General features: G+C 64.2%; 28 protein-coding genes and 2 tRNA genes. 28 read left to right on the top strand and 2 right to left on the bottom strand.

All coding sequences use genetic code 11. The features are described 5' to 3' along the window. Window positions 1-50: 50 nt before the first annotated feature. From F8K16_RS00635 to radA, 18 genes are all read left to right on the top strand, one after another. On the top strand, window positions 51-629 hold the full coding sequence (locus F8K16_RS00635; RefSeq protein ID WP_294945521.1) for a hypothetical protein: 579 nt from the start codon (window positions 51-53) through the stop codon (window positions 627-629). Continuing rightward, on the top strand, window positions 630-1,421 hold the full coding sequence (locus tag F8K16_RS00630; protein ID WP_294945518.1) for an ABC transporter ATP-binding protein: 792 nt from the start codon (window positions 630-632) through the stop codon (window positions 1,419-1,421). It abuts the gene before it with no gap. Continuing rightward, the gene (gene mlaE / locus F8K16_RS00625; RefSeq protein ID WP_294945515.1) at window positions 1,418-2,194 is read left to right on the top strand and encodes a lipid asymmetry maintenance ABC transporter permease subunit MlaE; all 777 of its coding nucleotides are present in this window, start codon (window positions 1,418-1,420) and stop codon (window positions 2,192-2,194) included. Before F8K16_RS00630 ends, mlaE begins: the two co-directional genes overlap by 4 nt. A 12-nt stretch (window positions 2,195-2,206) precedes the next feature. Next, complete coding sequence (gene mlaD, locus F8K16_RS00620; RefSeq protein ID WP_294945512.1) at window positions 2,207-2,683, top strand: outer membrane lipid asymmetry maintenance protein MlaD; 477 nt, start codon at window positions 2,207-2,209, stop codon at window positions 2,681-2,683. Further along, window positions 2,680-3,324 carry a phospholipid-binding protein MlaC gene (locus F8K16_RS00615; protein WP_294945509.1) on the top strand — a complete coding sequence of 215 codons (645 nt, stop codon included), beginning with the start codon at window positions 2,680-2,682 and terminating at the stop codon, window positions 3,322-3,324. The genes mlaD and F8K16_RS00615 overlap by 4 nt, the downstream gene beginning before the upstream one ends. Further along, window positions 3,321-3,629, top strand: a complete 309-nt coding sequence (locus F8K16_RS00610) for an STAS domain-containing protein (protein WP_294945507.1) — start codon at window positions 3,321-3,323, stop codon at window positions 3,627-3,629. The genes F8K16_RS00615 and F8K16_RS00610 overlap by 4 nt, the downstream gene beginning before the upstream one ends. Continuing rightward, complete coding sequence (locus tag F8K16_RS00605) at window positions 3,626-4,534, top strand: ABC transporter ATP-binding protein (RefSeq protein WP_294945502.1); 909 nt, start codon at window positions 3,626-3,628, stop codon at window positions 4,532-4,534. Before F8K16_RS00610 ends, F8K16_RS00605 begins: the two co-directional genes overlap by 4 nt. Continuing rightward, on the top strand, window positions 4,531-5,292 hold the full coding sequence (locus tag F8K16_RS00600) for an ABC transporter permease (RefSeq protein WP_294945499.1): 762 nt from the start codon (window positions 4,531-4,533) through the stop codon (window positions 5,290-5,292). The genes F8K16_RS00605 and F8K16_RS00600 overlap by 4 nt, the downstream gene beginning before the upstream one ends. A gap of 21 nt (window positions 5,293-5,313) precedes the next feature. Continuing rightward, the gene (locus tag F8K16_RS00595; RefSeq protein ID WP_294945496.1) at window positions 5,314-5,538 is read left to right on the top strand and encodes a BolA/IbaG family iron-sulfur metabolism protein; all 225 of its coding nucleotides are present in this window, start codon (window positions 5,314-5,316) and stop codon (window positions 5,536-5,538) included. 7 nt (window positions 5,539-5,545) lie between these two features. Beyond that, complete coding sequence (gene murA, locus F8K16_RS00590; protein ID WP_294945494.1) at window positions 5,546-6,811, top strand: UDP-N-acetylglucosamine 1-carboxyvinyltransferase; 1,266 nt, start codon at window positions 5,546-5,548, stop codon at window positions 6,809-6,811. Next, complete coding sequence (hisG, locus tag F8K16_RS00585; RefSeq protein ID WP_294945492.1) at window positions 6,808-7,449, top strand: ATP phosphoribosyltransferase; 642 nt, start codon at window positions 6,808-6,810, stop codon at window positions 7,447-7,449. The genes murA and hisG overlap by 4 nt, the downstream gene beginning before the upstream one ends. After that, entirely contained in the window at window positions 7,442-8,740 is a 1,299-nt protein-coding gene (hisD, locus tag F8K16_RS00580; protein WP_294945490.1) for a histidinol dehydrogenase, read from the top strand. Before hisG ends, hisD begins: the two co-directional genes overlap by 8 nt. A gap of 10 nt (window positions 8,741-8,750) precedes the next feature. Continuing rightward, window positions 8,751-9,806 carry a histidinol-phosphate transaminase gene (gene hisC / locus F8K16_RS00575; RefSeq protein ID WP_294945486.1) on the top strand — a complete coding sequence of 352 codons (1,056 nt, stop codon included), beginning with the start codon at window positions 8,751-8,753 and terminating at the stop codon, window positions 9,804-9,806. Next, window positions 9,803-10,549, top strand: coding sequence for a Nif3-like dinuclear metal center hexameric protein (locus tag F8K16_RS00570; RefSeq protein WP_294945483.1), 747 nt, complete (start codon window positions 9,803-9,805; stop codon window positions 10,547-10,549). Before hisC ends, F8K16_RS00570 begins: the two co-directional genes overlap by 4 nt. A 96-nt stretch (window positions 10,550-10,645) precedes the next feature. Further along, the gene (gene petA / locus F8K16_RS00565) at window positions 10,646-11,257 is read left to right on the top strand and encodes a ubiquinol-cytochrome c reductase iron-sulfur subunit (protein WP_294945480.1); all 612 of its coding nucleotides are present in this window, start codon (window positions 10,646-10,648) and stop codon (window positions 11,255-11,257) included. After that, a complete protein-coding gene (locus tag F8K16_RS00560) occupies window positions 11,257-12,513 on the top strand; it encodes a cytochrome bc complex cytochrome b subunit (RefSeq protein WP_294945478.1) in 1,257 nt (418 codons plus the stop codon). Before petA ends, F8K16_RS00560 begins: the two co-directional genes overlap by 1 nt. Further along, entirely contained in the window at window positions 12,506-13,165 is a 660-nt protein-coding gene (locus F8K16_RS00555) for a cytochrome c1 (RefSeq protein WP_294945476.1), read from the top strand. The genes F8K16_RS00560 and F8K16_RS00555 overlap by 8 nt, the downstream gene beginning before the upstream one ends. A gap of 70 nt (window positions 13,166-13,235) precedes the next feature. Beyond that, entirely contained in the window at window positions 13,236-14,603 is a 1,368-nt protein-coding gene (gene radA, locus F8K16_RS00550; RefSeq protein WP_294945585.1) for a DNA repair protein RadA, read from the top strand. A 428-nt stretch (window positions 14,604-15,031) separates the two neighbouring features. Here radA and F8K16_RS00545 read toward each other — a convergent pair whose 3' ends face one another. Then, window positions 15,032-15,286 (bottom strand): 2Fe-2S iron-sulfur cluster-binding protein, encoded by a 255-nt coding sequence (locus F8K16_RS00545; RefSeq protein ID WP_294945473.1) that lies wholly within the window; start codon window positions 15,284-15,286, stop codon window positions 15,032-15,034. A 118-nt stretch (window positions 15,287-15,404) separates the two neighbouring features. Here F8K16_RS00545 and F8K16_RS00540 point away from each other — a divergent pair, with 118 nt between their 5' ends. The 10 genes from F8K16_RS00540 to gloA all read left to right on the top strand — a co-directional run bounded on the left by F8K16_RS00540 (window position 15,405) and on the right by gloA (window position 22,054). Next, window positions 15,405-15,869 carry a DUF302 domain-containing protein gene (locus tag F8K16_RS00540; protein ID WP_294945471.1) on the top strand — a complete coding sequence of 155 codons (465 nt, stop codon included), beginning with the start codon at window positions 15,405-15,407 and terminating at the stop codon, window positions 15,867-15,869. Then, window positions 15,869-16,168 carry a BolA/IbaG family iron-sulfur metabolism protein gene (locus F8K16_RS00535; RefSeq protein WP_294945469.1) on the top strand — a complete coding sequence of 100 codons (300 nt, stop codon included), beginning with the start codon at window positions 15,869-15,871 and terminating at the stop codon, window positions 16,166-16,168. Before F8K16_RS00540 ends, F8K16_RS00535 begins: the two co-directional genes overlap by 1 nt. A gap of 36 nt (window positions 16,169-16,204) precedes the next feature. Then, window positions 16,205-16,280 (top strand) — tRNA-Gly (locus tag F8K16_RS00530). 4 nt (window positions 16,281-16,284) lie between these two features. Then, window positions 16,285-16,358 (top strand) — tRNA-Cys (locus F8K16_RS00525). A gap of 80 nt (window positions 16,359-16,438) precedes the next feature. Then, window positions 16,439-17,377 carry a 50S ribosomal protein L3 N(5)-glutamine methyltransferase gene (gene prmB / locus F8K16_RS00520; RefSeq protein ID WP_294945467.1) on the top strand — a complete coding sequence of 313 codons (939 nt, stop codon included), beginning with the start codon at window positions 16,439-16,441 and terminating at the stop codon, window positions 17,375-17,377. After that, window positions 17,374-18,366 (top strand): carbonic anhydrase, encoded by a 993-nt coding sequence (locus F8K16_RS00515; RefSeq protein WP_294945464.1) that lies wholly within the window; start codon window positions 17,374-17,376, stop codon window positions 18,364-18,366. The genes prmB and F8K16_RS00515 overlap by 4 nt, the downstream gene beginning before the upstream one ends. 117 nt (window positions 18,367-18,483) lie before the next feature. Further along, window positions 18,484-19,296, top strand: coding sequence for a carbonic anhydrase (locus F8K16_RS00510; protein ID WP_294945462.1), 813 nt, complete (start codon window positions 18,484-18,486; stop codon window positions 19,294-19,296). 125 nt (window positions 19,297-19,421) lie between these two features. Next, complete coding sequence (gene aroC, locus F8K16_RS00505; protein WP_294945460.1) at window positions 19,422-20,525, top strand: chorismate synthase; 1,104 nt, start codon at window positions 19,422-19,424, stop codon at window positions 20,523-20,525. 3 nt (window positions 20,526-20,528) lie between these two features. Beyond that, window positions 20,529-21,689 carry an MFS transporter gene (locus F8K16_RS00500; RefSeq protein WP_294945458.1) on the top strand — a complete coding sequence of 387 codons (1,161 nt, stop codon included), beginning with the start codon at window positions 20,529-20,531 and terminating at the stop codon, window positions 21,687-21,689. Next, window positions 21,668-22,054 (top strand): lactoylglutathione lyase, encoded by a 387-nt coding sequence (gene gloA, locus F8K16_RS00495; protein ID WP_294945457.1) that lies wholly within the window; start codon window positions 21,668-21,670, stop codon window positions 22,052-22,054. Before F8K16_RS00500 ends, gloA begins: the two co-directional genes overlap by 22 nt. A 55-nt stretch (window positions 22,055-22,109) precedes the next feature. Here gloA and F8K16_RS00490 read toward each other — a convergent pair. Next, a partial coding sequence (locus F8K16_RS00490) for a YbjN domain-containing protein (protein WP_294945454.1) occupies window positions 22,110-22,514 on the bottom strand: 405 nt, incomplete at its 5' end.

Below are 22,514 nucleotides of genomic sequence, written 5' to 3'. Positions count from 1 at the left end.
GGGTGTAAAAAAACATTTATTATATGCGTCTCACTGCGGGAGAAAAGGTCATGCTGGAGAATATCGAGGTCGGCGCCATGGGCTGGTCGTGCGGCGATGCCTTTCCGGAAGATCTGCCCGAGGACTGGCAGCTGGACTGGTACGCCAACTGGTTTTCCGCCGTGCTGGTGCCCCATGCGCTGTGGCGCACATGGGACGAAGCGGCATGGGAGGCGTTTCTCGAGAGTGCCGATACCCTGCGCTGGATCGGTTTCGGCGTGCGTGAACCGCTGGCTGCGCCGGCGACGGCCGCGCTTGAGCGTGTGTTGAATGCGCTCGCCGAACGGGGCCAGCAGGTTGGGCTGGCCAGTCATGTGGACCTGCCGGATATGCTGGCCGAATGGCCGGTCACCTGGTTCGATCGTCCGGAAATGGAGGCGCAATGGCGCTGGCGTCACCTGAGCGGGGCGCCGCTTGGCTGGGCGGTGACGGTGCCTGAGACGGCCGCGGAACAGCGCGCGCTGCTGGAAGATTTCTCCACCAGTCTGCCGACCGGTGTGGAGGGCGCCCCTTTCATTGTGCGTGATGGCTGCGCTAATATGAGCGCACTTAAACAGTTCAAGCAGCTGGTCGAGCTGATGGGACTCTGAATGCAGCCTCATATTGAAATCGAACACCTGACCTTCCGCCGGGGTGAGCGGATCATCTTTGACGACCTGTCCCTGATCATTCCCCGGGGGCAGGTCACTGCCGTGATGGGCCCGAGTGGCACCGGCAAGACCACGCTGCTCAAGCTGATTGCCGGCCAGCTGCGGCCCGAGTCCGGCCGGGTGTTGGTGGACGGCGAGGACGTGCACCGTCTGTCGCGCCGCGCGCTGTTCGAGCTGCGCCGGCGCATGGGCATGCTGTTTCAGAGCGGTGCGCTGCTGACCGACCTCAATGTATTTGACAATGTGGCCTTTCCCCTACGGGAGCACACCCGGCTGTCGGAGGCGGCCATCGAGCGCATCGTGCTGATGAAGCTGCAGGCAGTGGGCCTGCGTGGCGCGCGCCACCTGATGCCTTCCGAGCTTTCCGGCGGCATGGCGCGGCGGGTGGCGCTGGCGCGGGCCATCGCCCTGGATCCGGCCATGGTGCTCTATGACGAGCCTTTCGTGGGGCAGGATCCCATCACCATGGGGGTGCTGCTCAAGCTGATCGAAAAGCTCAACCACAGCCTGGGGCTGACCAGCGTGGTGGTCTCCCATGATGTGGAGGAGGTGCTCTCCATCGCCCATCAGGTCTATGTGCTGTCCGAAGGGCGCGTGGTGGCGCAGGGTAATGTGGAGGCGGTGCGCAACAGCGATGACCCCTACGTGCGCCAGTTTCTCGGCGGCCTGCCGGACGGACCGGTGCCTTTCCATTACCCCGCGCCACCTTTCAGAGAGGAGCTGGGACTGTGATCCGCATGTTGCGCGCCATCGGACGCTGGGGGCTGAGCCGGCTGCGGGCCGCCGGCCGTGCCGGACTGTTTCTGTTCGGCCTTTTGCCGGCACTGGCGTATCCCTTCTGGCGCATCCGTCTGCTGCTGAAGCAGGTGTACAACACCGGCACGCTGTCGCTGCCCATCATTCTGACCGCCGGGCTGTTCGTGGGCATGGTGCTGGGATTGCAGGGCTACAATGTGCTGGTGGACTACAACTCCGAGGAGGCGGTCGGCACCATGACGGCGCTTTCGCTGCTGCGGGAGCTGGGGCCGGTGGTGACGGCGCTGCTGTTCGTGGGCCGGGCCGGTTCGGCGCTGACCGCGGAGATCGGTCTGATGCGCTCCACCGAGCAGCTTTCCGCACTGGAGATGATGGCGGTGGATCCGGTGCGTTTCATCTTCGCGCCCCGCTTCGTGGCGGTGGTGCTGGTGGTGCCGCTGCTGGCGCTGATCTTCACTGCGCTGGGCATTCTGGGCGGGTATCTGGTGGCCGTGGGCTGGCTGGGGGTGGACGATGGCGCCTTCTGGTCCCAGATGACCGCCCATGTGGACTGGCAGGATGATGTGGTCAACGGCGTGATCAAATCGGTGGTGTTTGCCGTGTGGGTCGCCGTGGTGGCCCTGTTCCAAGGGGAAGAGGCGCCGCCCACGTCGGAAGGGGTGAGCTACGCCACCACCCGCACGGTGGTGCAGGGATCGCTGGGTGTGCTGGCGCTGGATTTCGTGCTGACCGCACTGATGTTCAACTGACGGGAAGGGAACATGGACAAGCAGGCGAAAATCGAACTGGGCGTGGGGGTGCTGGTGGTGCTGGCCGCTGCGGCCCTGTTCATGCTGGCGATGAAGGTGAGCAACTTCGCCGCCGTGGCGCAGGATCGTCCCACCTACACGCTCAAGGCCCACTTTGACAATATCGGTGGGCTCAAGGTGCGCGCGCCGGTCAAGCTGAGCGGCGTGGTCATCGGCCGGGTCAGCAGCATCGGCATCGACAGGTCCAATTACCGTGCGCTGGTGACCATGAAGATCGACCGGGCCTACGAACTGCCGACGGATACCTCGGCGTCCATTCTCACCAGCGGCCTGCTGGGGGATCAGTATATCGGCCTTGAGCCGGGCGGTGACGACGAGATGCTGGCCGACGGTGACGAGATCGAGCTGACCCAGTCCGCGCTGGTGCTGGAGGATCTGATCGGACAGTTTCTGGTCAAGATGAGTGATTCCAAAGGAGATGACAAATGATCAGACGCATGGTGGCCACCGTATTGGTGGCGCTCGGCCTGTCCGTGGCGAATGCGGCGGATCGTCCCGATCCGGGCGCCTTCATTCAGCAGCTGACCGAGCAGCTGGCCTCCGAGCTGGAGAAGAACCGCGACACCTTTGTCCGTGATCACAGCGCGCTCAAGGCCTTTGCCGAACAGAAGGTGCTGCCCCATGTAGCGGCGGAGAAGATGGCTCGCTACGCGCTGGGCAAATACTGGCGCCGTGCCAGCGAGGCGCAGCGCGAGCGCTTCGTGGCCGCCTTCCGCGACATGCTGCTGCGCAGCTACGCCAACACGCTGCTGAAAATGAAGATCACCGGTCTGAAGGTGGAGCGGGCGGTGCCCGGCAAGCGTGACCGCTGGCAGGTGGAGCAGACGGTGACCCGCGAAGGCGCACCGGAGACCAGGGTGGTCTACCGCCTCTACTGGGACCGGAAGGCCAACCGCTGGAAGATCTATGACGTGGTGGCCGAGAATGTCAGCCTGCTGCTCAACTATCGCAAGGTGTTTGCCAGCGAGCTGCAGAAGAAGGGGCTCGACCGGGTGATCGAGGAGATGGAGCAGCGCAACCGCGACTTCCTCGAAGGGAAGGGCGAAGCTGAGGAGGCCAGGGCGGCATGAGCGGCCTGCAGGCGCAGCTCAACCAGTCCGGTGACTGCCTGACCGTTCAGGGGGCGCTGACGCTGGAGAGCGTGCCGGCGCTGGAGAAGGCGCTGGACAGCCTCGGATGGCCCATCCGACGGGTGGAGCTCGGTCAGGTGGAGCGGGTAGACAGCGCCGCGCTCGCCTGGCTGGTGGCGCTGGCACGCCGTGCCCGGGAGAACGGGGTCTCCCCTATTTTTGCCAACCCGCCGCAGAGCCTGCGCATTCTGGTGCAGCTCTACGAGCTGGATTTCCTGCCATTCGAGCCCAAAGAGGCCGCATGAGCGCACCGGCGGTCGAATTTCAGGGCGTGGCCAAGCGCTATGGCGACCTGTGGGCGCTCAAGGGCATCGACCTTGCTATTCCGCAGGGCAGTTTCTACGGCCTGCTGGGCCATAACGGCGCAGGCAAGTCCACCCTCATCAACGCCATGGCCGGGCTGGTCACTCCCACCCGTGGGCGCATTCGCGTCATGGGGCATGACGTGCAGCGGAATTACCGTGCCAGCCGGCGGGCGCTGGGCGTGGTGCCGCAGGAGCTGATCGACGAGCCTTTCTTTTCCGTGCGCGAGCTGCTGGAACTGCAGTCGGGCTACTTCGGCCTGCATGGGCGCAGGCAGCGGGCCTGGCTGGATGAGCTGCTGGAACGGCTGTCCCTGACCGATAAGGCAAATGTGAAGACCCATCAGCTTTCCGGCGGCATGAAGCGTCGTCTGCTGATCGCGCTGGCGCTGGTGCACCATCCGGAGGTGCTGGTGCTGGACGAACCCACTGCCGGAGTGGATGTGGCCCTGCGCCGCAGCTTGTGGACCTTCGCCCGCGAGCTGCACGCCGGTGGCATGACCATCATCCTTACCACCCACTATCTGGAGGAGGCCGAGAGCCTGTGCGACCGCATCGCCATCATCCATCGGGGCGAGCTGGTGGTGGAGGCGGACAAGGCCGAACTGCTGGCCCGCTCGCCCTGGAAGCATGTGGAAATCATCGGACGGGGCGAGCCGAGCGGCGCACTGGCCGGACAGGTGTGCGAGCGGCTGGCGGATGGCTGGCGCTTCCGCCTGCCGCGGGAGGCCGGGCTGGGCGCGCTGCTGGACCAGGCGCGCGCCTGCGGCATCGAGATTGAGGATCTGCGGGTGATCGAACCGGACCTGGAACAGGTGTTCCTGTCGCTGACGGAGGAGGGTGCATGAACTGGCGTGGTCTTTGGACGCTGTTCATGAAGGAGAGCCGCCGCTTTCTCTCCGTGGCGGTGCAGACCCTGTTTGCGCCGGTGGTGACCACGCTGCTGTATCTGCTGGTGTTCGGCCAGCTGCTGGATGAGGAGAGCGTGGCCTTCCGTGGTGTGGACTACGCCCATTTCCTCGTGCCGGGGCTGGCCATGATGGCGCTGATGCAGAACGCTTTCGCCAACAGCTCCTCCAGCCTGATCCAGTCCAAGATGCACGGCAACATCGTCTTTCTGCTGCTGGCGCCGCTGTCCCCGCTGGAGATCTATCTGGCCTTTCTCGGCTCGGCGGTGCTGCGGGGATTGCTGGTGGGCTTGATGGTGTTTCTGGTGGGCTGGCTCGGCTACGGCGTGAGCTGGCAGGCGCCCGGCTGGATTCTGCTGTTCGCCGTGCTCAGCGGTGCGGTCATGGGCGGGCTGGGCATCATGGCCGGCATCCTGTCGGAGAAGTATGACCACCTGGCCGCTTTCCAGAATTTCATCGTCGTGCCGCTGACCTTTCTGTCCGGTGTATTCTACTCCATCCATCAGCTGCCGCCGGTGTGGCAGCAGGCATCCCACTTCAACCCTTTCTTCTACATGGTGGACGGCTTCCGCTACGGCTTCTTCCAGCAGAGTGACGTGCCGCTGGGTGTGAGCCTGAGCGTCACGTTCGGCTTTCTGGCGCTGGTCAGCGCCATCAATCTGTGGCTGCTGGTGAAAGGGGTTAAAATACGCCATTAACCATTTTTTCGTGGAGGCTTCATGGCCCCGGAAACCGTCAAGAAGATCATCACCGACGCCCTGCCGGACGCCAAGGTGCAGGTCAGCGGCGAGGAGTGCAGCTTCACCGTGGAGGTGGAGAGCGCCGCCTTCGCCGGCAAGACGCCGCTGCAGCGTCACCGCATGATCAACGACCTGTTCAAGTCGCAGCTGGAGAGCGGCGAGCTGCACGCCCTGTCCATCAAGACCCGCGTGCCGGCCGAGTGAGGACATAATGGACAGACTGGTCATACAGGGTCCCAACCGGCTGGAAGGGGAGGTGCGCATCTCCGGCGCCAAGAATGCGGCGCTGCCGATTCTCATGGCCACGCTGCTGAGTGAGGAGCCGTCACGCCTCGGCAACATTCCCCATCTGCGTGATGTGACCACTACGCTGCAGCTGCTGGCTTCCATGGGCACGCGCATCGTGGTGGACGAAAAGCTCAACATTGAGCTGGACAATAGCGACATCCACACCCGCGAGGCCCCCTACGAGCTGGTCAAGACCATGCGCGCCTCCATTCTGGTGATGGGGCCGCTGCTGGCCCGCTTCGGCGAGGCGCGCGTCTCCCTGCCCGGCGGCTGCGCCATCGGCTCCCGACCGGTGGACGTGCACATCGACGGCATGAAGAAGATGGGCGCCGACATCCGCGTGGAGCGGGGCTACATCATCGCCCGCGCCGAGCGGCTGAGGGGCGCGCGCATTCGCATGCACGTGGTCACCGTCACCGGCACGGAAAACCTGATGATGGCCGCTGTGCTGGCCGAAGGCACCACCGTGCTGGAGAATGCCGCCTGCGAGCCGGAAGTGCAGGATCTGGCCCATTTTCTCAACAGGATGGGCGCCAAAATCTCCGGCATTGGCACCTCCACGCTGGTGATCGAAGGGGTGGAGCGGCTCAGCGGCGCGGTGCACGACATCATTCCCGACCGCATCGAGGCGGGCACCTATCTGGCGGCGGCGGCCGTCACCGGCAGCCGGGTGACCGCCACACATGTGGAGCCGGCCCACATGACCGCCGTGCTGGAGAAATTCCGTCAGGCAGGGGCCGAGCTGGAAATCGAGCAGGACCGCATCACGCTGGACATGCGCGACCGTCCGCTGAAGCCCGTGGACATCGTCACCGCGCCCTATCCGCTGTTTCCCACCGACATGCAGGCGCAGTTTCTGGTGATGAACGCACTGGCGAAAGGGCGCGCGGTGGTGGAGGAGACCCTGTTCGAGAACCGCTTCATGCATGTGAGCGAGCTTCTGCGCATGGGCGCGGACATCACCGTGCAGGGCAACAGGGCCATCACCAACGGCGTGGAGCGGCTCATCGGCGCGCCGGTGATGGCCACCGACCTGCGCGCTTCCGCCAGTCTGATTCTGGCCGGGCTGGCCGCAGAAGGAGAAACCGTGGTCAACCGGGTCTACCACATTGACCGCGGCTATGAGTGTATCGAAGAGAAATTCCACAAACTGGGGGCGGACATCGTCCGCCTGACGGACAGCCAATGAGCAGTGAAACCACCCTGACCATCGCCCTGTCCAAGGGGCGCATTCTCAAGGAGACCCTGCCGCTGCTGGAGGCGGCGGGCATCGTGCCGCTGGATCACCCGGACAAGAGCCGCAAGCTGATCCTGCGCACCAATTTGCCGCATGTGCGCCTGCTGGCGGTGCGCGCCACCGACGCGCCCACCTATGTCAACTACGGCGCGGCGGATCTGGGCGTGGCCGGCAAGGACGTGCTCATGGAGGCCGATGACGACAACCTTTACGAGCTGCTGGACCTGAAGATCGCGCCCTGCCGGCTGATGGTGGCCGGGCCGGCGGACTTCCAGCCGGGCGGTCACCGCCTGAAGGTGGCCACCAAGTATGTCCGTTCCGCCCGGGCGCATTTCGCCCGCAAGGGCGAGCAGGTGGAGCTGATCAAGCTCTACGGCTCCATGGAGCTGGCGCCGCTGGTGGGGCTGTCCGACGTGATCGTGGATCTGGTGGATACCGGCAACACGCTCAAGGCCAACGGGCTGGTGCCCATGGAGCACATCGCCGACATCAGCTCGCGGCTGATCGTCAACCGCCACGCCTACAAGATGAAGTTCGACCTGATTCAGGACCTGGTTCAACAGATGCAAGAGGCCATCAACCATGACTGACATTCGCCGACTGGACGCCAACGCCCCCGATTTCCGTCAGCAGCTGGACGCCCTGCTGGCCTGGGAGAGCGTATCCGACGACAAGGTCAACCAGATTGTGCTGGACGTGCTGCGCAACGTGCGCGAGCGCGGGGACGCCGCCGTGCTGGAGTACACCGAGCGCTTCGACCGCCTCAAGCTGGAGAAGGGGGCCGATCTGGAAATTCCCCGCGCACGGCTTGAGCAGGCGCTGGAGACCATCGCGCCCGAGCTGCGTGAGGGACTGGAGGTGGCCGCCGAGCGCATCCGCGCCTATCACCGTCATCAGGTGGAGGAGAGCTGGAGCTATCGGGAGGCGGACGGCACGCTGCTTGGTCAGAAGATCACCCCGCTGGATCGGGTGGGCCTGTATGTGCCCGGCGGCAAGGCAGCCTATCCTTCCTCCGTGCTGATGAACGCCATTCCCGCCAAGGTGGCCGGCGTGGAGGAGCTGATCATGGTGGTGCCCGCCCCCGATGGCGAGCTGAACGACATGGTGCTGGCCGCCGCCGCCATCTCCGAGGTGGATCGGGTGTTCACCGTGGGCGGGGCGCAGGCAGTGGCGGCGCTGGCCTACGGCACCGAGACCATTCCTCAGGTGGACAAGATCGTCGGCCCCGGCAACATCTTCGTGGCCACCGCCAAGCGCTATGTCTATGGCACCGTGGGCATCGACATGATTGCCGGTCCCTCCGAGATTCTTGTGGTGTGCGACGGCAAGACGGATCCGGACTGGATCGCCATGGACCTGTTCTCCCAGGCGGAGCACGACGAAGACGCTCAGGCGATTCTGGTGACGCCGGATGCGGCCTTCGCCGACGCCGTGGCGGCCAGCATCGACAAGCTGCTGCCCACCATGCCGCGGCGCGAGATCATCGAAAAGGCCCTGCGCGACCGTGGCGCCATTATCACTGTCTCCGACATGGCACAGGCGGTGGAGATGATCAACATCATCGCACCGGAGCATCTGGAGCTGTCCGTGGACGATCCCGAAGCCCTGCTGCCGGATATCCGCCACGCCGGCGCCATCTTCATGGGCCGCTACACCGCCGAGGCGTTGGGCGACTACTGTGCCGGCCCCAACCATGTGCTGCCCACCAGCCGCACCGCCCGTTTCAGCTCGCCGCTGGGCGTGTATGACTTCGTCAAGCGCTCCAGCCTGATCATGGTGTCGGAGGAGGGTGCGCAGACGCTGGGCCGCATCGCCGCCACCCTGGCCGATGGCGAGGGGCTGCCGGCCCACGCCCAGTCCGCCCGCTACCGCCTCAAGTGAGGAGGCGGGCGTGAGCCGCTTCTGGAGCGCCGGCATTGATGCGCTGGAACCCTATGTGCCGGGGGAGCAGCCACGGCTGGACAGCCTGATCAAGCTCAATACCAACGAGTGTCCCTGGCCGCCGTCGGAAAAGGTGCTGGACGCCATCCGCGCGGCGGCGGACGGGCGATTACGGCTTTACCCTGATCCCGTGTCGCTGGAGCTGCGCCGCACCATCGCGGACTATTACGACGTTGCGCCGGAACAGGTGTTCGTGGGCAACGGCTCCGACGAGGTGCTGGCCCATGCCTTCCGGGCGCTGCTCAGGCATGACGCGCCGCTGCTCTTTCCCGATGTGACCTACAGCTTCTACCCCGTCTACTGCCGACTGTTCGACATCGCCTACGAGCAGATTCCGCTGCGGGAGGATTTCTCGCTGGTGCTGGCAGACTACGACCGCCCCAATGGCGGCATCATCTTTCCCAACCCCAATGCCCCCACCGGTCGGGCGGTGACGCTTGCCGAAATCGAGGCGCTGCTGGAACGCAACCGGGACAGCGTGGTGGTGGTGGACGAGGCCTATGTGGACTTCGGCGCCGAGACCGCCGTGCCGCTGGTGGCGCGCCATCCCAACCTGCTGGTGGTACAGACCCTGTCCAAGTCCCGGGCGCTGGCGGGCATGCGCGTCGGCTTCGCCATCGGTTCCGAGGAACTCATCGAGGGGCTGACGCGGGTCAAGGACAGCTTCAACTCCTATCCGCTGGACCGGCTGGCGCAGGTGGCGGCGCAGGCCGCCTTCGAGGACGAGGCGTGGTTTCAGCGCACCCGTCAGGCGGTGATGGCCGAGCGGGCACGGGTGAGCGAGGCACTCGCGCGGCTGGGCTGCGAGGTGGTACCCTCACAGGCCAACTTCGTGCTGGCCCGCCCGCCGAAACCTGCCGAAAGCGTCATGGAGGCGCTGCGGGCGCGCCACATCATCGTGCGTCACTTCAGCATTCCGCGGGTGCGGGACTGGTTGCGCATCACCATTGGCACGCCGGAGCAGAACGACGCGCTCATTGCCGCCCTTGAGGAGATTCTGGCATGATCGACCGTGATGAGCTGGTGCGCTACTGCGACCAGCTGCTTAATGCCCCGGCCTTCAAGGACTACGCTCCGAATGGGCTGCAGGTGGAGGGCCGACGGGAGATCCGCCGCATTGTCACCGGTGTCACCGCCTGTCAGGCGCTGCTGGAGGAGGCGGTCAGGCGGGAGGCGGACGCCGTTCTCGTGCACCACGGGTATTTCTGGAAGGGGGAACCCGCGCCGCTGACCGGCATGAAGGGCCGTCGGGTGCGCACGCTCATGGCGCATGATCTCAACCTGATTGCCTACCACCTGCCACTGGACGCCCATCCGGAACTGGGCAACAACGCGCAACTGGGCAAGCTCTGGGGCCTGGAGGACATCACGCCGGAGGCGGACAGCCTGCTGCGGCTGGGGCGTCTGTCGGAACCACGGCCGGTGGAGGATTTCATCCGTCGTGTGGCCGAGACCTTGGGACGCGCGCCGCTCCATCTGCCCGGCGGGCCGGAACAGGTGCAGACGGTGGCCTGGTGCTCCGGCGCAGCGCAGAAGATGCTGCCGCAGGCGGCGGCATGGGGTGCTGACCTCTACGTCAGTGGCGAAGTGTCGGAACAGACGGCCCATGAGGCGCGGGAACTGGACGTACACTATCTGGCCGCCGGGCACCATGCCACCGAGCGGGTGGGGGTGCGGGCACTGGGTGAGCATCTGGCCGAGCGCTTTGACCTTGAAGTGAGCTTTGTGGATATCGACAACCCGGTCTGACCGTATAAATATTTATTAGCCCTCATAAAGGAATACTTATGAGGCGTCCATAAGCTTTCGGTAAAATGGGGCGCTGTTTGCAAGAGGATGGTCCAGATGAGCGAGACCAAGACGGTAGAAGTGAATCTCAAGCGCCGCCGCATGCTGGTGGCGGCCACGGGTGTTATGGGCGCGACGGCGGCTACCTTTCTGGCCACGCCGTTCGTGGCCTCCTGGCAGCCGAGCGAGCGGGCCAAGGCGCTGGGCGCGCCGGTGGACGTGGATGTCTCCAAGCTGGCCCCCGGTCAGCTGGTGACGGTCAACTGGCGCGGCAAGCCGGTATGGGTGCTGCACCGCACAGAGGAGATGCTGGCGACCCTGCCGAAGGTTGAACCCGTTCTGCGCGATCCGGAATCCAATGAATCCGTGCAGCCTGACTATTGCAAGAACCGTCACCGCTCCATCAAGCCGGAGCTGTTCGTGGCCATCGGCGTGTGCACGCATCTGGGCTGCGCGCCGCTGTTCAAGCCGGAGCCGAAGGACGCCGAACTGGGCAGTGACTGGCCGGGCGGCTTCTTCTGTCCGTGTCACGGCTCCCGCTTCGATCTGGCCGGCAGGGTGTTCAAGAGTGTGCCGGCGCCGATCAATCTGGAGATTCCGCCCCATCACTACCGTACCGACACGCTGATCCGCGTGGGTGAGGATCCCAAGGAAGGAGGGCAGGCGTAATGGCTGAGCACAATCCGAACACGCCCGATTTCGACAAGCCTGGAACGCTGCTGCAGTGGCTGGACAAGCGCCTGCCGCTGGTGGAGACCTGGAACGAGCATGTCGGGCAGTACTACGCGCCCAAGAACTTCAACTTCTGGTACTACTTCGGCTCGCTGGCCCTGCTGGTGCTGGTCAACCAGTTCGTCACCGGCATCTGGCTGACCATGAGCTACAAGCCCTCCGCCGCCGAGGCGTTCAACTCCATCGAATACATCATGCGTGACGTGGAGTGGGGCTGGCTGATCCGCTACATGCACTCCACCGGGGCGTCCGCCTTCTTCATCGTGGTCTATCTGCACATGTTCCGCGGCATCATGTACGGCTCCTACAAGCAGCCGCGCGAGCTGGTGTGGATCATCGGCATGCTCATCTTCCTGGTGCTGATGGGCGAGGCCTTCATGGGCTATCTGCTGCCGTGGGGGCAGATGTCCTACTGGGGCGCGCAGGTGATCATCTCCCTGTTCGGCGCCATCCCGGTGGTGGGGCCGGATCTGGCCACCTGGATCCGTGGTGACTATGTGATCAGCGATGCCACCCTCAACCGCTTCTTCGCCCTGCATGTGATCGCGCTGCCGCTGGTGCTGCTGATTCTGGTGTTCCTGCACATCGTGGCGCTGCACCGGGTGGGGTCCAACAACCCGGACGGTGTGGACATCAAGAAGGTCAAGGGTCCGGACGGCACGCCGCTGGACGGCATTCCCTTCCATCCCTACTATTCCGTCAAGGACACCGTGGGTGCCGTAGCGTTTGCCTTCCTGTTCGCCGTGGTGGTGTTCTACTTCCCGGAAGGCGGCGGTTTCTTCCTCGAGCCGCCCAACTTTGAGCCGGCCAATCCGCTCAAGACGCCGGAGCATATCGCGCCCGTGTGGTATTTCACGCCCTTCTATGCCATTTTGCGCGCCATTCCGGACAAGTTCCTCGGCGTGATGGCCATGGGGGCGGCCATCGGCGTGCTGTTCCTGCTGCCGTGGCTGGATCGCTGTCCGGTGCGTTCCATCCGTTACCGCGGCACCAGCTTCAAGCTGCTGCTGGCCATGTTCACTGTCAGCTTCCTGGCGCTGGGCTATTTGGGCACGCAGCCGGCCACGCCGACGCTGACCAAACTGGCCCAACTGTTCACGGCAGGCTACTTCCTGTTCTTCATTCTGCTGCCGTTTACCTCGAAGCATGAGCAGTGCAAACCGGTTCCGACGAGGGTGACCTATCATGGCTAAGGGATTTGTCGCGATTCTGGCGGGGCTGCTGGTCAGCCTGAATGTCTGGGCCGGTGGCGGACATGGTCAGCCACTGGAGAAGGCCAACAACGACCTGCGGGACAAGGCTTCCCTGCAGCGGGGCGCGGTGCTCTTCTCCAACTACTGTCAGGCCTGCCACAGCATCAAGTACATGCGCTACAACCGCATCGCCCGGGATCTGGGCTGGACGGACGAAGAGGTGGTGGAAAAGATGGCCCATGGCCTCAACAAACCCACCGATGCGGTGCTGGCCCGTGGTGATCTGGAGGCTATCGCAAAGGTGCTGGGCACCACGCCGCCGGATCTGTCCCTGATGGCACGTCGCTCCGGTCCGGACTATATCTACAGCTTCCTGCTGGGGTATTTCGAGAAGGACCCCGAGAAGGGCGTGTGGGACAACCACTACCTGCCGGGCACGGCCATGCCCAACGTACTGGAGGACAAATACCGCTTCGCCGATGAGGCCGAGCGCAGGCACGCGGCGCGGGATCTGACCAACTTCCTCGAATATGTGGGCGAGCCGATCAAGCTCTACCGTCAGTCTCTGGGCTGGAAGGTGCTGCTGTTCCTGTTCGTGTTCTTCATCATCGCCTATCTGCTCAAGAAGGAGTACTGGCGCGACGTGAAGTGACCGACTGGAGCTTCGTAGTATGATGAAAGCCCCGCATGAGCGGGGCTTTTTGCATCTGGACGAGGTGGACATGGCAAAGGCGAAGACGGGGTTCGTGTGCAGCGAGTGTGGCGCGGAATTTTCCAAATGGCAGGGGCAGTGCACCGAGTGCGGTGCCTGGAACAGCCTGCAGGAGATCCGCCTGTCACCGGCGCCGAAGGGTGGGTCGGGCAAGGGCTATGCGGGGGTGACCGAGAGCCGCCTGCAAAGGCTGGATGAGATCGAGGCGGAGGCGGTCACCCGGCTGCCCAGCGGTCTGTCGGAGCTGGACCGGGTGCTGGGCGGGGGCATTGTGCCGGGCGAGGTGGCACTGGTAGGCGGTGATCCGGGCGTGGGCAAGTCCACCCTGCTGCTGCAGACGCTGCTGCTGCTCAGCCGTCAGCTGCCGGCGCTGTATGTCACCGGCGAAGAGTCACCCCAGCAGGTGGCGCTGCGGGCGCGGCGCATGAACCAGCCGCTGGACAGCCTGCACCTGCTGGCGGAAACGGATGTGGAGGCGATCATCGCCCAGGCGGAGCGCTTCAGGCCGAAGGTGATGGTGGTGGACTCCATCCAGACGCTGACTCTGGCAGGGCTGTCCAGCGCGCCGGGCAGTGTCAGTCAGGTGCGCGAGAGTGCGGCGTTGCTGACCCGCTTCGCCAAGCAGCGGGATGTGGCCATCTTTCTGGTGGGGCATGTGACCAAATCGGGCGAGGTGGCTGGTCCGCGCGTGCTGGAGCACATCGTTGATGCGGTGCTGTTTCTGGAGGGGGATCCGGACAGCCGCTTCCGCACTTTGAGGGCGCTCAAGAACCGCTTTGGCGCGGTCAACGAGCTGGGGGTGTTCGCCATGACCGAAGGGGGCATGAAGCAGGTGCGCAACCCGTCGGCCATCTTCCTCAGCCGTGGTGAGCAGACGGCGCCCGGCTCGGTGGTGATGGTGCTGTGGGAGGGGACCCGTCCGCTGCTGGTGGAGTTGCAGGCGCTGGTGGATGCCTCGCCTTTCGGCGCGCCGCGGCGCATCACCGTGGGGCTGGAGGGCAACCGGCTGGCCATGCTGCTGGCGGTGCTGCACCGTCATGGCGGCGTGCAGGCGGGAGATCAGGATGTCTATCTCAATGTGGTCGGTGGCGTGCGGGTGACCGAAACCGCGGCGGATCTGGCGGTGCTGGCGGCCATCGTCTCCAGCCTGCGGGGCAGGGCGTTGCCGAAGGATCTGATCGTCTTTGGCGAGGTGGGGCTGGCTGGCGAGGTGCGTCCGGTCCGCTCCGGGCAGGAGCGCATTGCCGAGGCGGCCAAGCATGGCTTCACCCGGGCGCTGGTGCCCAAGGCCAATGCGCCCCGTCAGCCCATTGCAGGCATGGAGGTGCTGCCGGTGGCCAGCGTGCAGGAAGCGCTGCGGATACTGGACGAACTCTGACGGGGTCTCCCCCAATTTTGAAGGACGCGCGTCTGCCGCGCGTAAACCGACCCAAAGAATGCCTCTGAAATCGGGAGTCAGGCATGCAGGGGGGCGATTGACGGTCAGAAGGGCGGTTGGCGACGGGGTCTCCCCCGCTTTTGCAGGATGCGTTGCGGGCCGCCCGGAAAATGGCCCGTTTTTTCGCGCGTCAGGGGGGGTCCATGGGGCAGAGCGGGCGAGGAGGGTCTGTCTTGATGCCGCCCGGCTTTCTGCTGGGCACACCGTGTCTGGAGAATGCCGGGCTGGCGTGGATGAAGGTCTGACCGGCGGCAATGGCGGTGGATGGCGGTGACGGGGTCTCCCCCATTTTTACGGAGCGGCCGTGAGCCGCCGCAAAGAAAAACCGGCGCAAGGCCGGTTTTTCATGCTGTGGAAGGCGTTTTTCCTCAGGGCAGCTCGATTTCGACAATTTCGCTCTTCGGAATGGTGGAGCAAGTGAGGATGTGGCCCGGCTGGGGCTCGTAGGCGGTTTCCTGCACATAGTCCACCTCGCCCTGCACCAGCTTCACCTCGCAGGCGCCACAGCTGCCGCCCCGGCAGCTGTAGGGCACGTCAAAGCCGGCTTCGTCCAGACATTCCAGAATGGAGAACTGGCCGTCGAATTCGCACTCGCCCTGGCCCTTGACGATGATCTTGCTCATGGAACGCTCCTTGATGTGGTTGGATAAATGCCGCTTATTTTATCTGCCCGGAACGCAGGTGTAGAATTGAAAGCTTTCAGGGCACAAAAGGGGTAAGGGGATGAAAAAGGCTGTATGGATGGCGACGCTGTGGTTGGGGCTGTGGTTGAACGCCTGGGCGGGCGCCGAAGGCTGGCCGCAGCGCATCGGCCAGGCGATGGTGTGGCAGGTGGAAGGCAATTACGAGGATGTGCGCGCCGACCTGAAGGATGCCATCGAGTCGCGCGGCATGGTGATCAGCTACATCAGCCACGCCAAGGCCATGCTGGACCGCACCGGCAAGGACATCGGCTACAAGGATTCGGTCTATCCCCATGGCTCCGAGATCTTTCTGTTCTGCAAGGCGGATATCTCTCAGAAGCTGGTGCGCGCCAATCCGCACAATGTGGTGCTGTGCCCCTATGCCATCGCCGTGTATGACGTGAAGGGCGAGCCGGGCAAGGTGTATCTGAGCTATCGGGTGCCGCCGGCGGACACGCCCGCCTACAAGCCGGTTGAAAAGCTGCTGCGTAGCATCATCGAAGGTATTGTGGAGAATTACTGATGAGTCTGCAGGCGCAGATCGAACAGACATTGCGCGAGGCGTTCGCGCCGGTGCATCTGGAGGTGATCAACGAGAGCCACATGCACAGTGGTCCGGCCACGGAAAGTCACTTCAAGGTGGTGCTGGTCAGCGACCGCTTTGAGGGCGAGAAGCTGATCGCCCGCCATCGCGCCGTCAATCGGGCGCTGGCGGCGCTGCTGCCCCGTTTCCATGCGCTGGCGCTGCATACCTACACGCCGCAGGAGTGGGCCGAGAAGGGGGCGGCGCCGGCCTCACCCGCGTGTCAGGGCGGGCATTGACAACCGTCCGCGCTGCTCTATAATACGCAGCACTTCGCGGGAATAGCTCAGTTGGTAGAGCACAACCTTGCCAAGGTTGGGGTCGCGGGTTCGAGTCCCGTTTCCCGCTCCAGTTCGGCCGGGTGGTAGAGTGGTTATACAGAGGATTGCAAATCCTTGGACGTCGGTTCGATTCCGGCCCCGGCCTCCACACTCCCTTCTTCGTTTTCCTTCGCAAATTCCCGTTTTCCACCGATAATGTCCGCCTGAACTTCAAGGCGAGATGACTTCATGCTGCATTCGGAACAGCCAGAGGGGCTGGAAACCCTGATCGACTTCATCCGCTGGGGCGCAAGTCGCTTCGAGCGTGCCGGTCTGCATTACGGCCATGGCACTGACAATGCACTGGATGAGGCGCGCTTTCTGGCTTTTTCCGCCCTGAAACTGCCCTGGAATCTGCCGGAACGCTACTGGCACAGCCGCCTGACGCTGGCCGAAAGGGCAGAGTTGGCGCGGCTGTTCGACCAGCGCATAGAGACCCGCAAGCCGGCGGCCTATCTGGTGGGCGAGGCGTGGTTTGCCGGGCTGCGTTTCAAGGTGAACGAGCATGTGCTGGTGCCCCGTTCTCCCATCGCGGAGCTGATCGAACGGCAGTTTGACGGCTGGGTGGATCCGGAGGCGGTGACACGGGTGCTGGACCTGTGCACCGGCTCCGGCTGCATCGGGATCGCCAGCCTGCAGGCGCTGCCCCATGCGCGGGTGGATCTTGCCGACATCTCGCCGGAGGCGCTCGAGGTGGCGCGTGAGAATGTGGTGCTGCACGGCCTCGAGGGCCGCGCCGAGGTGATCCACTCCGATCTGTTTTCCGCCCTTGAGGGGCGCAGGTATGACCTGATTCTCTCCAATCCGCCCTATGTGGACGCCATCGAGATGGCCCATCTGCCGCCGGAATACCGCCAGGAGCCGGAACTGGGGCTGGCCGCCGGCGAGGATGGGTTGGATCTGGTACGGAAGATGCTTGCCGATGCCAAGAACTACCTGACGGACAACGGCGTGCTGATCGTGGAGGTGGGTGTCAGCTGGATGAATCTGGTAGAGGCCTACCCGGAGCTGCCGTTCTACTGGTTCGAGTTCGAACGGGGTGGGGAGGGCGTGTTCGCCCTCAACCGCTCGGAGCTGGAAGCCTTTGACGATATTCTGCAGGCGCGCAGAGAGGGAACGAACGCATGAAACGCATTGTCGTATTGATGCTGGGGCTGGCGCTGAGCAGCGGCGCGGCCGCGGCGGAACATGGCGCACCGCCAGCCGGTCACAAGGTCAAGCCGGTCAAGCTGCCCCCGGATCAGCCCATCATCAATCTGGAGCAGGAAGCGCAGAAATATGCCGGCGGGACGGCAGATAGTAGCCATGGCCGTCCATCTTCTGAGGGGCATGCAGCACAGGCACCCGCCCGGAAGCCGGCCTCCCATAAAAAGGCGGCGGGGAAACACGGTGTCCACTGGGGCTATCGCGGGGATACCGGCCCGCGTCACTGGGGCGATCTGTCCCCGGACTACATTCTGTGCAAGCTGGGGCGCAACCAGTCGCCGGTGGACATCCGCCGCAAGAAGGGCAGTGTGGGTGCGCAGGATCTGCCTTCGCTGGAAGTGGTCTATGGCGCGCCACAGATGAAGATCGTCAATAACGGCCATACGGTGCAGGTGAGCTATCCGGTCGGCAACAGCTACATCAAGGTGGGCGATCACCGCTATGAACTGCTCCAGTTCCACTTCCACACGCCCAGCGAACATCAGCTGGACGGCTTCAACTATCCGATGGAAATGCATCTGGTGCACCGGGACGGGGACGGCAATCTGGCGGTGATCGGCATCCTGTTCAAGGAAGGGGCGTTCAACAATGAGCTGGAAAAGCTCATCCGGCACCTGCCGAAAAAGCCGGGCAAGCCGGTCCGCTACCGAGAGGTGCGCGTCAATGCGGTCAAATTCTTTCCGAAGGACACGCGCTTTTACAAATACAGCGGCTCGCTGACCACGCCGCCCTGTTCGGAAGGGGTCTACTGGATGGTGTTCAAGACACCGGTGGAGGCTGCACCCGAGCAGTTGGAGGCCATGGAGCGGGTGCTGGGCGCCAACAATCGGCCTGTGCAGCCCCGCTACGCCCGCCATATCCTCAAGTCCTGGTTCGAGCAGCGGCAGGACGAACCGGTCTATTACTATTGATCAGCGGCTAATTTTGCAATCCTGAATATAGGTAACTGTTATTAAACGCGCCCGCCATCCCGATAGAATGGCGGGCGTTTTTTGTTTGGTTGAAATGATTGTTCGGAGGCATTGCACATGAAGAAACACGCACTGGCACTGGGTGTCGCCCTGTGGGCGGCTGGCAGCGGACTGGCGCTGGCCAAGGAGCATGCGGAGCATGGCGCCCATGCGCCGGCTGCCGCGCATGCTCATACTGCCCACTGGGGTTACGAGGGTGCGACCGGCCCCGCGCACTGGGGCGATCTTGATCCCGGGTTTTCCACCTGCAAGACCGGGCGCAACCAGTCGCCGGTCAATCTGGATGACACGCTGGCGGTGGGTACGGTCGGCCTGCCGGCCGTGGACATCGCCTACGGCACGCCGGCGCTGAACGTGATCAACAACGGTCATACGGTGCAGGTCAACTATCCTGCCGGCAGCTACATCAAGGTGGGTGGTCACCGCTTCGATCTGTTGCAGTTTCACTTCCACACGCCCAGCGAGCACCAGCATAACGGCGAGAATCTGCCGATGGAGATGCATCTGGTGCACAAGGACGCCCATGGCAATCTGGCGGTGATCGGCATTCTCTACCGCACCGGGGCGGAAAATCCGGAATTGCAGAAGCTGATCGATCACCTGCCGGCGGATATCGGCAAGGCGCACACCCATGAGCAGGTACATATCGATCTTACGAAGTTCTTTCCCCATGACCGCCGCTTCTACAAGTACAGTGGCTCACTGACCACCCCGCCGTGCTCTGAAGGGGTCTACTGGATGGTGTTCCGTCAGCCGATCGAGGCGTCCGAGGCGCAGATCGCCGCCCTGCAGAAGCTGCTGGGCCACAACAACCGTCCGGTGCAGCCGCACTATGCCCGTCACATGCTCAAGTCCTGGAGCGGTCAGTAAACGCGTTTCGGTGTTCCAGCACGGGAAAAGGCGCGCCCTTGGGCGCGCCTTTTTCGTCTCAGGCGCCAAGGCAGTGTGATGGCGGGCTGATAGAATATGCGGATTGACGTTTTCAGGAGGTCGCCATGGCAGGCAACACGCTGGGAGAACTGTTTCGCGTCACCACCGCCGGCGAGAGCCACGGTCCGGCGCTGGTGTGCATCGTGGATGGCTGCCCCCCGGGGCTGGAACTGAGCGAGGCGGATATTCAGCGGGATCTGGACCGGCGTCGCCCCGGCAGCTCCAAGTTCACCACACCGCGGCGCGAACCGGACCAGGTGCGCATTCTCTCCGGCGTGTTCGAAGGGCGCACCACCGGCACGCCGATCGCCATGGTGATTGAGAACACCGACCAGCGTTCCCGCGACTACGGCAAGATCGCCGACACCTTCCGCCCGGCCCATGCGGACTACACTTACCTGCAGAAATACGGCATCCGCGACTATCGCGGCGGGGGACGTTCCTCGGCGCGGGAGACGGCCATGCGCGTGGCCGCCGGCGCCATTGCCCGCAAGTATCTGCGCGAGCGGCTGGGGGTGGAGATCTACGGCTACGTGCGCCAGATCGGCCCGGTGGCCATTGAGCGGGTGGAGCGGGACTTCATCGCCACCAACCCGCTCTTCTGCCCCGATCCGGAGGCATTGCCGAAGATGGAGCAGTTTCTCATCGATCTGAAAAAGACCGGCGACTCCATCGGTGCGCTGGTGGAGGTGGTGGCCACCGGCGTGCCGGTGGGGCTGGGCGAGCCGGTGTTCGACCGTCTGGATGCCGACATCGCCAAGGCCTTGATGAGCATCAACGCCGTCAAGGGGGTGGAGATCGGTGATGGCTTCGCCGTGGTCAGCCAGCGGGGCAGCGAGCATCGGGACGAGATCACCCCGGAGCGGGGCTTCCTCTCCAATCACGCCGGCGGTGTGCTGGGCGGCATCTCCACCGGGCAGGACATCATCGCCCGGCTGGCGCTCAAGCCCACTTCCAGCATCATGGTGCCCGGGCGCAGCGTCACCCGCGACATGCGGCCCACCGAGATGGTCACCAAGGGGCGGCACGATCCCTGCGTCGGCATCCGCGCCGTGCCCATCGCCGAGGCGCAGCTGGCGCTGGTGCTGATGGACCACTGGCTGCGCCACCGCGCCCAGAACGCCGACGTGACCCCGCCCATGCCGGATCTGGCGCGCCTGAACGACTGAGCCATGCGCACCCACTGGCTGCGCTACGGCGACCTGTCCGGCTTCTATTTCTTCTACTTCGCCCTGCTGGGCGTGCTGGTGCCCTACGCCAGCCTGTGGCTGGACCATCTGGGTCTGACACCGGTGCAGATCGGCGTGGTCATGGGGGCCTTCATCGGCACCAAGCTGATCGCGCCGGCCCTGTGGGGTCACCTGAGTGATCAGTCCGGCCACAAGGCGCGCTGGGCACGGTTGGCGGCGGGGCTGACGCTGCTGTTTGTCTCCGGCTGGCTGCTCACCACCCGTTTCTGGCCGGTACTGCTGGTGGCGCTGGCCTTCAGCTTCTTCTACCACGCCATGCTGCCGCAGGTGGAGGCGATCACGCTGGAACGTCTGCACGACAAGGGCCGCTACGGGCGCATCCGCCTGTGGGGATCGGTGGGCTTCATCGTCGCTGTGATGGTGGCCGGTGCCGGGCTGGAGCGAGGCGGCATCGAGCAGCTGCCCGTCTGGCTGACCGCTGCGGCGGCACTGGTGTTTTTCATCACGCTGCGGCTGCGGGATGAGGCGCGACCAGCGCATCACGAGGCGGAGGCTTCCATGAGGGCGCTGCTGCGCCGCCCCACGGTGTGGGCGCTGCTGGCCACCACCTTTCTGGTGACCGCCTCCCACGGGGTCTATTACAACTTCTATTCGCTGGCGTGGCGCGAGGCGGGCTATGGCGAGAGCTTCATCAGCCTGCTGTGGGCCTGGGCGGTGGCCGTGGAGGTGGGGCTGTTCTCGTTGATGCACCGGCTGTTCGCCCGCTGGTCGGTGGAGACGCTCATGCAGGTGGCCATCGTCCTGACGGCTTTGCGCTGGGGACTGAACATGCTCTGGCCCACGGAGGTGGCGGTGCAGCTGTTCGCCCAGGCACTGCATGCCGCCAGCTACGCCCTGTTCCACGGCTGCGCCATCACCCTCATCGACCGCATCTTTACCGGTCCGGTACAGGTGCGCGGGCAGGGACTCTATGCGGCCATCAGTCACGGTCTGGGCGGCGGCGTGGGGGCGCTGCTGGGTGGCTGGCTGTGGCACTGGGGCGGCGGCACGCTGGGGTATGCCGTATCATTGGCGCTGGCGCTGCTGGCACTGTTCATCTTCAGACACGGAGGATTTAGACAATGCGATTCCTGCACACCATGATCCGCGTGGGCGATCTTGACCGTTCCATCGACTTCTACACCAAGGTGCTGGGCATGAAACTGCTGCGGCGCAAGGACTATCCGGACGGCAAGTTCACCCTGGCCTTCCTCGGCTACGGCGAGGAGAAGGATACCTGCGTGCTGGAGCTCACCTACAACTGGGGCGTGGACCACTACGATCTGGGCAATGGCTTCGGCCACATCGCCATTGAGGTGGACGATGTCTATCGGGCGGTGGAGGAGATCCGTGCTCGGGGCGGCAAGATCATCCGCGAGGCGGGGCCGATGAACGCAGGCACCACCATCATCGCCTTTGTGGAAGATCCGGACGGGTACCAGATCGAACTGCTCGGGCCGCGTGGCTGACGGGCAAACGAAAAAGGCCGGCTTGCGCCGGCCTGTCTGAACGGGCGGAAAAGGCTTACTTGCCCGGCTTCTTCGTGCTGCCCTTGTCGATGACAAACGCCTTGAACTGCGGGCGGATGACGTCGATGAACACCTTGACGAAGTTCATGAACTGTCCGTCCGTGATGCCGTCGCCCACCAGCAGGTCAGACTCGATCACCGGATTGCCGTCACTGTCGATGTAGGCGCGGTTGAGGCGTTTGGTGCGGTTCCATTCGTTGATCTGAGCGGGCGTCATGTAGATGCCGCTGGTGCCATAGTAGCTCTGCCAGTCCCCGTCGTCATAGCGCACCAGCAGGATCTTGCTGCCCTCATAGGTCATGCTGATGGAGTCCTTGTCCATCTTCGAGGCCTTGTAGCCCTTGTCCTTGAGCAGCTTGAGCGCGTCATCCACGGAAAGGACATGCAGCCGGGTCCCCTT

Source organism: Sulfurivirga sp., from assembly GCF_015490265.1.
Lineage (GTDB): Bacteria > Pseudomonadota > Gammaproteobacteria > Thiomicrospirales > Thiomicrospiraceae > Sulfurivirga.
This window is presented reverse-complemented; position numbering and strand designations above follow the sequence as displayed.